Annotated in this window: 12 protein-coding genes; 4 read left to right on the top strand and 8 right to left on the bottom strand. The window is 66.9% G+C overall.

Going from position 1 to position 8,946, the window contains the following annotated elements; genetic code table 11:
* The 3 genes from WAX14_RS03205 to WAX14_RS03195 form a co-directional block, all read right to left on the bottom strand.
* Nucleotides 1–213: winged helix-turn-helix domain-containing protein (locus WAX14_RS03205; RefSeq protein WP_422626648.1), on the bottom strand; the 213-nt coding region annotated here is incomplete at its 3' end.
* Nucleotides 214–440: 227 nt separating this feature from the next.
* Nucleotides 441–770: a DUF86 domain-containing protein gene (locus WAX14_RS03200; protein ID WP_422626647.1), complete on the bottom strand. Its 330-nt coding sequence runs from the start codon at nucleotides 768–770 to the stop codon at nucleotides 441–443.
* Nucleotides 767–1,093: a nucleotidyltransferase family protein gene (locus WAX14_RS03195; RefSeq protein ID WP_422626646.1), complete on the bottom strand. Its 327-nt coding sequence runs from the start codon at nucleotides 1,091–1,093 to the stop codon at nucleotides 767–769. Before WAX14_RS03195 ends, WAX14_RS03200 begins: the two co-directional genes overlap by 4 nt.
* A gap of 469 nt (nucleotides 1,094–1,562) precedes the next feature.
* Here WAX14_RS03195 and WAX14_RS03190 point away from each other — a divergent pair, with 469 nt between their 5' ends.
* Nucleotides 1,563–2,519, top strand: a complete 957-nt coding sequence (locus WAX14_RS03190) for a phosphatidylserine/phosphatidylglycerophosphate/cardiolipin synthase family protein (RefSeq protein ID WP_422626645.1) — start codon at nucleotides 1,563–1,565, stop codon at nucleotides 2,517–2,519.
* A 175-nt stretch (nucleotides 2,520–2,694) separates the two neighbouring features.
* Here WAX14_RS03190 and WAX14_RS03185 read toward each other — a convergent pair whose 3' ends face one another.
* Nucleotides 2,695–2,898, bottom strand: coding sequence for a hypothetical protein (locus WAX14_RS03185; protein ID WP_422626644.1), 204 nt, complete (start codon nucleotides 2,896–2,898; stop codon nucleotides 2,695–2,697).
* Between the two features lie 309 nt (nucleotides 2,899–3,207).
* On the opposite strand from WAX14_RS03185, the gene WAX14_RS03180 reads away from it, so the two are divergent.
* Nucleotides 3,208–3,723 (top strand): hypothetical protein, encoded by a 516-nt coding sequence (locus tag WAX14_RS03180; protein ID WP_422626643.1) that lies wholly within the window; start codon nucleotides 3,208–3,210, stop codon nucleotides 3,721–3,723.
* A 753-nt stretch (nucleotides 3,724–4,476) separates the two neighbouring features.
* On the opposite strand, the gene WAX14_RS03175 is transcribed toward WAX14_RS03180, so the two are convergent.
* From WAX14_RS03175 to WAX14_RS03160, 4 genes are all read right to left on the bottom strand, one after another.
* A complete protein-coding gene (locus WAX14_RS03175; protein ID WP_422626642.1) occupies nucleotides 4,477–4,701 on the bottom strand; it encodes a hypothetical protein in 225 nt (74 codons plus the stop codon).
* Nucleotides 4,702–4,939: 238 nt separating this feature from the next.
* A complete protein-coding gene (locus WAX14_RS03170) occupies nucleotides 4,940–5,176 on the bottom strand; it encodes a hypothetical protein (RefSeq protein WP_422626641.1) in 237 nt (78 codons plus the stop codon).
* A gap of 218 nt (nucleotides 5,177–5,394) precedes the next feature.
* Complete coding sequence (locus tag WAX14_RS03165; protein ID WP_422626640.1) at nucleotides 5,395–5,664, bottom strand: hypothetical protein; 270 nt, start codon at nucleotides 5,662–5,664, stop codon at nucleotides 5,395–5,397.
* Between the two features lie 118 nt (nucleotides 5,665–5,782).
* Nucleotides 5,783–5,965, bottom strand: a complete 183-nt coding sequence (locus WAX14_RS03160; protein ID WP_422626639.1) for a hypothetical protein — start codon at nucleotides 5,963–5,965, stop codon at nucleotides 5,783–5,785.
* A gap of 574 nt (nucleotides 5,966–6,539) precedes the next feature.
* Here WAX14_RS03160 and WAX14_RS03155 point away from each other — a divergent pair.
* Both WAX14_RS03155 and WAX14_RS03150 read left to right on the top strand, forming a co-directional pair.
* Nucleotides 6,540–7,730 carry a hemopexin repeat-containing protein gene (locus tag WAX14_RS03155; protein ID WP_422626638.1) on the top strand — a complete coding sequence of 397 codons (1,191 nt, stop codon included), beginning with the start codon at nucleotides 6,540–6,542 and terminating at the stop codon, nucleotides 7,728–7,730.
* A gap of 70 nt (nucleotides 7,731–7,800) precedes the next feature.
* Nucleotides 7,801–8,235, top strand: a complete 435-nt coding sequence (locus WAX14_RS03150) for an HD domain-containing protein (protein WP_422626637.1) — start codon at nucleotides 7,801–7,803, stop codon at nucleotides 8,233–8,235.
* Nucleotides 8,236–8,946: the final 711 nt, after the last annotated feature.

Genomic DNA, 8,946 nt, shown 5'->3' with positions numbered 1-8,946 from the left:
GAGGCGGTTGCGGCCGTGGGTGCGGATGGTGACCAGGCCGGCCTGCTCGAAGCGGCTGATCTCGCGGTGCGCGGTGGCGATCGGGACATCGGCGATGCGGGCGAGGTCGGTGATGGTGGCCTCGGCGGTCGGGTTCTGGGTGAGCCACGTGAGGATTTCCGCCTGCCCCTGGCTACGGAAGATGGGGAGGAGAGACGGTGCAACGTTTCTCATACATGGACGATATCATCCATTTAAAGGAAAGGTTGTCGGATTGGACGCTGTCCCGCCGCCGGAGCCGGCGCGCAGCACCGTAACGTCAGGCACCCCTTCGGGAGCCACCGGAACCAGCGCGGGACGAGATTGGCGAACACTCGCCTGATCACAGTGCCTTCTGCGTCGAAAACTGTTGCACATCTGAATGATCCAACCGGTGGCGCACGAAGTGGAAGTACGCGGCCTCAAGTCGAACTCACGATCCTGTCGACTGCGGTGCGCAGCGGAGGAAGGTAGTTGACCGCGATCGCTTCGACGTCCGCGGGGCGCAGCCGCCAGTACTCGTGGATGGCGATGTTACGAAAACCGCTGATCTTGTACCACTCGATCTCCGGTGCCAGCACTTTCACGTCTGCGGTAAGCCGGTTGGCGGCCTCCCCGATGACCTCGAGATTCCGCACAACCGCGTCGTACGCCATGTCGCCGTCCACACCACCGGGTGTGGCCATGTACCGCTCGACGGCCGCTACAGCATCGAGAATATCGCGGCAACGATCATGATCAACTCGGCTCACACGTCGAGCATATCGACGCGCGCAGACAGGTTCACCCGCTCCGTGGCGACGCCACGCGCAACGGCATCGACTTTCACACCGAGCAGTTCGGACAGTTCGTCGGCGAGTCCGAGCATGGAGACGATCTGTTCGTACTCGGGTGCGTCGATACTGATCATGAGGTCGATATCGCTGCGTGGTCCGGCGTCACCGCGCGCCACCGAGCCGAACAGTGTGACGTCGTAGGCGCCGTACCGGTCGAGCACTGCCACTATTTCGGTGCGGTGGGCGCGGAGCGTGCTGCGGAGGCGCCGACTGTCGAACGAGGGTGCGCGTTCGGTCATGTCCGGCTCCTTTCCCGGCTGGTGCCTGCTGATCCAGCATAGAGCGCGGGCTGCGCGCGGCACGCTAGTGACCGTTCCCGTTCCCGTTCCTTTCGGGCGGGCGCGGGCGATCCGCATGACCTTGTACACGCCGGGCTTGGGCAGTCCGGTGGCTGCGCAGATCGCGCTGATGCGGTCACCGGCGACGATGTGTGCATGCAACTGCGTCGCGCTCACGACTGCGAGGTCCGGCGCGCAGGACTCACGCCACCGCCCTTCGTGGACACGCTCGGCGTGGACGGCAGGGTCGTCGAGTGTTCAGCGGCGGGAACACTCGACCACCACACCCACGGTGTTTCGGCGGCGGCTGCGGCCGAACATGACACCGTTCCGGCGGCGGGAATGCGCTCCGGTGACCGGGTTCGGCCTGGTGCAACCCCCCACGGTGATCTGCCTTCTCGCCCGCGTGCCGGCGGCTACCGTGCGGTCTATGGGCACGACCCTGCACACACCACACCCGTGGCCGCACATCACCGCGGCCCTACGGGGCCGCGGTCCGCGGTCCGTCGCGATCGCCTACCTCGACGCCACCGCACCCGAGCTGCTGCCGCTGCGCGCCGGGGACCTCCTGATCGTCAACGCCGCCCGCGCCGCGGTCCGCGCGCACGCCACCTCCCCCACCGCGCTGGCCCGATTCCTCGACCGCGGGGTACGGGTGCTCTCGACACCGAACCTGCACACCGGTCTGATCGTCACCCCCCGATGCGTGATCGTCGGACCGTCCAGCGCCTCGCACGCCTCCACCGTCGCCGACGAAGCCGCCCTCGTCACCGATGATCCCGCCGCCCTCGCGGCCGCCCACGTCGCCCTCGCCGGCCTGGGCGACACCACCGACGTCGATCAGGCGTTCCTCGACAACGCCACCGCCGTCTGGGCGGTCGGGCGGACCGTGCCGCTGGCCGGTATCGGCAGCCGCACCCGCGCCGAACACGACTTCCTGCCCACCCCGGTTCGCCGCATGTTCGTCCGCCGGATCACCGACTACACCCCGAGCGCCGACGAACAACGGATGTGGGAGGAACGCACCGATCGCCGCGCCGCGGCCGGGCCGGACGCGCAGTACCGGGCTCAGTGGCTGCGCGTGGACACCCCCGACACCGGCCGCCGCACCCGGCTCGAGCGTTTCGATGTGTTGTTCGAGGTCACCGCCGACACCGCCTGGATCCATCCGCCCGCCGTCGTCGACACCGGTCCCGTCCCGATCCCGCACGCCCGCCACGCGGTGGCGTATCTGCTGCGCACCCGCACCGATCTCGAGCCTCTATCCGTACCGGTGGCCGCGCGTGCGCTCGCCGACGCCGGGCACCCCAATCCGCGGCTGCATCTCGATCATCGGGTCGTTTCGCCCGCGCTGCGCACGGCGTTGCTGCAGCTGTGGAACCTGTGATCGCCGACCTCGGTGCACGGTGATCGTGCGGGGTGATCGCGGCTGCCTGCGACCGAGGCCGGCTCAGCGGGCCGAAGTCGGTGAGGTTGTGGTCGGTGAGGTTTCGGCGATCGGAGGCCGACAGGTGGCGCGGCGGCGGGTCCCGGTCGACGTGTCGAGGCACTGCCGGTGCGCGTCACCGGTTCGGCCCGGCCGGGGTTCGGAGTGCGATCGCGTCGAGATCGTGTGTCGGCGCGGACGTTTCCGACACCGGTGGGATCTCACGCATCGTCGATGACCACAGCCCCCGGCCGCCGCGAACGCCTTCGTACTTGCGGCCCTGTTCGCGGGTGATCTCGCGCAGATTGGACGGTTCGGCGAAGTACACACCAGCTGCCACGTGTCGGCGACGGGCCGCGCCCGGTGCCGCGGCGCGCCTGTGCGGTGTCGGTGAGGGCGTGCACGTCGGCCGAGGTCGCGGCCGGGTTCGATCCGGGCACCGAGAAGTGTTCCTTGCTCGTCTACACCCCGTACATCGCGTCCTCCTCGTTCGGCCGGATCGGCGGCAGGAACGATCGGCCCGGCCCTGCCGGACAGTATGCGGGTGATCTTTGGGGAGATTCACCCCCACCGTCCACGTCTCCGCGTCCCCGATGCGCAGGCGCTCGGCGCCTGCGTGCGTGCGTGCGTCCGTGCGTGCATGCATGCGATGTACGGACGGCACGGTCGAATCGACGTCGATGCCGAGGATGTGCAGCCGGCGACCCTGCGTCGGGCGCGGGAAGGACGAACGTACGTAGCGAACCGGAACGGCTGGGCGATCGGCGCCGCCGTCGTGGTGGTGCTGGTGATGTTCGGATGCTGCACCACCGACGACGATCCTGCCGGCTCCTCCGGCAGGGTCGCCGCGACGGCGACGACCGCGCCGGAGGATCGCGATGTCTGGGTGGGTACCGTGGCATCGCAGCCCGACAACTACGGATTCGCGCCGGAGATCGGTATCGATCTCAGGGACGGCCACATCGAGTCAGTGGCACTCGCGCACATCGGCGAACCCGTCTGCGGCAACGACGCCCGCGTCGTCGAGTACGCCGAGGACGATGTGCGTGCCGCAGCCGCCGCCGGTGAACCCCTGCTCCGTGATGTCGCGCAGCAGGGCCTGACCGTAGCGGGGACACGGAGCTGGTTCACCGCGCAGCTGCGCCCCACTACGAGGAGAACCTGATGGCAGGGCAACGCGACGGTGAAGACATCACGGTTCTCCTCGACCACCTTTCGGGGTGACCGAACCGCGGCAGGTGTGGGACATCGTCGGCGGGTTCTTCCCCGACGAGTCCATCAGCGACCGATTCCGGATGCTCGTCGAAGACCTGTTACGCCGCTGACCAACTATCCATTCCCGGCCCGCAGCGAGAAGTCGGGCTCGCACGACCACACCGAGCTACCACATCGCGTGCATGTGTGTGTCGTAACCGGTCCGCATTCGCAGGTCTCAGTGCCGACGACGGCTCTGTCGTGAAGACACTCGCCGCATTTCCGCTGGATCGTTTCGTTCGCCTGCATGGTTCTCTCTCTTTGGTCTCGCGCTGCCACTCCGGACAGATGCGTATCCGACTGTTTCTGCTTCCCCTGTCGGGGCGCTCAGTATCGCTCTGGGTCGTCTGCCCATGTTGCCGGTACGAGGGTTCCGAAGGCGACGGCGTCAAGGTCGGATCGGTCCGTTTCTCGTTGGGCAATAGGCGTGCCGTCCGGCAGGGCGAAGGGCAACCATTCCGTCGCGTCTGCTCGGCGGGCGGTGCTGGTCCCGGTGTGTCTGCGCACGTGCCACGCACCCAGAACCACCTGCCCGCCGGCAGCAAGGCGTGCGATCTCATCCACGTGGCACACCCCTGCGCCGTGTTGAACAACGCGCCTAACCGGCGGCAGTGGTCGACGGTCAGCCGAACCTGCTCGCCGATGCGCGGCGTGTGGGCTGGTCCTAGTCCTCGTCCCAGCGTTCACCGGCGTACATCGGGTCGAAGTCCGCGGGCGGGTGCGCCGGGTAGCGGCGGTTCAGGTCCTCTTGTCGGTCGAGGCGTTCGGACCAGTGCTTCTCGCATCGGGGGAACGATCGGCCGGTGCCGGAGAGCGGTGTGCGGTATTCGACCGCACCCGCACAGTCGTTGCTGCCGTAGCTGTCGAGGCAGATTGTGGTGTCGGGCATGGTGTTCTCCTGTTTCGCGGTGGCTCGGGGTCACGCAGCGGTCGGTGTGGCGGTGCGAGGTGCTGGTGTTGCTTCTCGCGCGAGGCTGTTTGGGCGAGTGATGTCGTCTGCGTGGGATCTCGACGTTTCGATGCGTGCCTCATCACCCGGGATTGCGGTGCGGTGTTCCGGTCGGAGGGCCGATCACTCCGGTATGTCCGTGTGCTGTCGATGCCGGATCTCCGACGATGGGGCTCAGTTACCTGCGGAGGTGCTGTGGAATCTGGTGGTCGTATCCCGGCACCAGTTTGACCTCTTGGAACGTTCGGCCCGCTTCGGGGCGAACGTAGTGGCACAACGACGATGCCTGCCCGATGCGTTCTCCGTCGATGAACACTTCCGCGGTCCGGTTGTCTCGGGCGCCGGCCGGTAGGTACGTTGCGCGTCCTTCGTACGCCGCTTCGAGCACTCGTACTCGCAGTGCGTTGTAGTCCATGTCCTTCGTCCTTTCGGGAGGGTTCCAACTGCGGAACGGCGCAGTACATCGACTCCGGGGACCGTCGTGGACTGACTGCGTCGCCATGAGCCGCGCGCCGTCGCTATTGCTGTCGTTCTCGATTGCGGCAGGGCCGAGCGTTCCTCAGGGCCTCAGGGCCGAGCCTTGTCGCTCGTTCCACCGGTGGGCGTGGTTCTCCGATGCGCGCACCGGAGGCATCACCACAGCGGCACAGCGGCGGTGTAGCCACCGATTTCCGGGTTGAACTGCACATCGGCCGCTTTCAGTGCCGCGGCCAAGGCGTCTCGGTCGTGGAGTCGTTGATCCTCGACTCCTGTCGATGCCCAGATCCTCGTCAAGCCTTCCTGGTTGACGACCATGTCGAGTTCGATCAGTTTGTCGAGGGCCCGACGCTGAGTTCGCGCCGCGTCCGGCCCGAACCGTTCGATCGCGTCGATCAGCTCGCGGATGTGGGTCGATACGTTCATCTACTCTCCTGGTTCCGCGTCACGGTGAGGTATCTGCGGGTGTGTCTGCGCTGGTGTGTCGTCGTGTGTGGCGGGTGCCGTTCGTGGCATCGGGGGTGGCTGCTGGAGGTGGTGCGCGCTACGGCGTCCGGAAGTCGTCGACGATGCTGTCGGTCGGCAGCAGGTAGGTGTCGAGTTCGACGACGAAGCCTCCGATGCGGCGGGCGCCCTCACGTGCGGCGGGCAGTCCACCTTCCCAGGGTTCGACGCGGCAGTAGTCGCGTCCGTCGGCCGTCCGGACGAGGTATTGGGTTTTGTCCATCGTTGATCCATTCTGCGTGGGGGTACGGACCGTCTCTGTGGCGGGGCGTGGGGGTGCGTTGCTGCCGCGATCACGTGGGGCGGATCGGCCGCTGTCGGCCTTCACGTGGTCTGCGCGCACCTGTTGTACGGCTGTCGATTTCTGAGGTTACCTGTTCTGCGGCACCGTTTTTCGGTGCTTCGGTCGCATGCTTGCCCCGTTGGGTGCGCGTGTGTGGTAGGGCGGAGGTTCGCATATCACTCGTCGGATGATGCGTCGTGCGCGGAGGCGTTGCTCCGCGTGCCGGCAGGCGCCGAACCTCGGCGCACATCCACGTGATGTAGTTGCATTTTTCTTGTGGTACAACATTTTTCACTATCGTTGCGCGTGCGCACATGCCGGCGCTGCTGCAGTCGGGTCGGCGCGGCCGATCAACCGCGGGACGCCATGGAGCGACTGTCGCTGGTGATCAGCATTCCAGTGCGGGATGCTCCAGGTAGCGGCGCCGGGGTGTGCCTGCCCCCGCCCACGACCGCTCCGACAAACAGGTAGTCCGATACTCGTGTACGACAGCAGTCCGGGTGCCGACAATGGGATGACAGAGAAGTCCCTTCTGCAACCGAGCGAGGCGCTCTTCATGATCAGCAAGGCCTACTTCGTCGTGGGCGGGAACTACTTCCGATACGACGCGACAACAGATTCGGTCGATCCCGGATATCCCCGGACGATCGCCGCCAACTGGACGGGGTTCACCGCAGCTGGCTTCGACCGCGGGATCGACGCTGCCCTGAACGTCGGAAACAAGGTCTACTTCTTCCGCGGATCCCAGTACATTCGGTACGACATCGCCACGAACAAGGTCGATGTCGGCTACCCGCTGCCGACAGGAGATCACTGGCCGGGCCTCGCCGCCGCTGACTTCTCGTCGGGCATCGACGCCGCGGTCGATTGCGGCAACGGCACAGCCTTCCTGTTCAAAGGCGCCAACTACCTCCGGTACGACATGACGGAGGACCACGCGGACGGCCAGCCGACGCCGATCGTTGACGGGTGGCCCGGTTTCGGCGATGCGGGCTTCGTCGATGCGATCGACTCGGCGGTGAACTGGGGCAACGGCAAGGTGTACTTCTTCCGCGGCGACACGTACCTTCGCTACGATCTCAGCGCCGACGCTGCCGACACCGGGGCCATGGACATCGACCAGAACTGGCCGGGCGTCGCGCGGGCCAGATCCGGCAGTCCGATTCACGCCGCCTGGGTCAAGGATCAGGCCAGTGTGTCTGTCGGCTTGAGCGACGCCTTCTTCGCGGAGTTGAAGGCCATATGCGGTCGCCTGCGGTGCGCACCGGCAGATCTGCTGGCCGTGATGGAAAGCGAAAGCGGAGTCCGGGCGTCGGCTCAAAATCCGAACGGGAAGGCCACCGGCCTGATCCAGTTCATGCCGTCCACGCTCGTGGGCCTGGGCTGGGCGGAGGGGCCGGACGCCTTCCAGCTGCTCACCGCCGAACAACAGCTGCCCTACGTCGAAAAATACTACAAACCGCATATCGGGCAGTTGACGTCAGCGGGCCGCCTGTACCAGGCAACGTTTCTTCCCGCGACGCTGCGCGGCACCAACGAGGACTCTGTCATCGCAGCGCCCGGCGGTCCCCACGCCGATGCGTACAACGCCAACAAGCTGCTCGATACCAACCACGACGGCGTGATCACCGTCAGCGATCTCACTGCTCGAATCGATAAGGTTCGACGAGGACAGCGATGGGCCGCACTCGCACAACGCCCGTAGCTCACGCACATTGCTCGGGTTCGAGATCCGGCACCTCACGACATTCGCCGACCACAAGGGAAGAGGATCCATGAGGCATCCGATCGCGGACCTCGCCGAACAGATCGCCACCACCGCCCACCACGGACAGGTCGACAAGGCCGGCCGACCGTACATCACCCACCCCGCGCGGGTCGCTGCACGGGTGGCCGGGGACGACTACGCGGTGGCCGCCGCCTGGCTGCACGACGTCGTCGAAGACACCGAGGTCACACTCGCGGACCTCGAGCAGCTGTTCCCACCGGAGGTGACCGCGGCGGTCGAGGCGCTCACCCGCCGCCCCGGTGAGGCCCCGGCCGACTACTACGCCCGTGTCCGCGAGGTTCCGCTCGCGGTGACGGTCAAACTCGCCGACCTCGCCGACAACAGTGATCCGCGGCGTCTCGCGCGGCTCGACGCCCCGACACGGGACCGTTTGACCGCCAAGTACGCCCGCGCCCACGCGGAACTTGCCACGCGCGGGTAGGGGGCGGCCGAATCGGGTGCCTTCACGACCGGACCGGCTCACCCGGGCCGATCCGAGTGACGCGCCCCGAGGCATACCCGGGGATCCGGGACGGACGTTCGACCCTCCTGGTTGCCAGTCTCGATTCGGGTTCATCGGTATCTGTGGCGAGTCGGATCGACACGTGCGCTGCTCCCAGGATCGCGAACTCGGGCGCGGTCACCGGGGTCGGCGCCGGCGTGGAACGGCCGACGATCACGACGGGCATCGGGGCCGGCCGGAATCGAGTCTGCGCGCGCCCGGATGATGGGTCCCGCGATCGACGTCAGCGCGTTCCGATGGGGGAACACCGGTGCTCGGGCGGCAACACCGGAACGGGCGACGCCGTGACTGTCCATGAACTGCGGACGCAGGCTGGTCTATGTACAGGCCGACACACCATGGGTGTGGTGCCCCGACGGTGTCGTGGTCGCGGCCGTGCCGCGGGCTCGCGAAGTGCTCCTACAGCGTGCACGGACAGCGAACTCCCTCCGCCGGCGGGCGCGGCAGGTAACTGTTCTTCTCCGCGAAACGACACACGGTCGGTGACTCCGACGAATTGGACATCCGGTTCGGCCGGGTACGACGGGGCACGCTGTGGCACACGACCGGACTCTCGGGCCCCGGTGCTGCCGACAGCCCGGATATGCACGAGTGAGTCAGCGAGAACGGACCGGCATGACCCAACCACCC

Origin of the sequence: Rhodococcus sp. (in: high G+C Gram-positive bacteria) (assembly GCF_049299235.1) — a bacterium.
Lineage (GTDB): Bacteria > Actinomycetota > Actinomycetes > Mycobacteriales > Mycobacteriaceae > Rhodococcus.
This window is presented reverse-complemented; position numbering and strand designations above follow the sequence as displayed.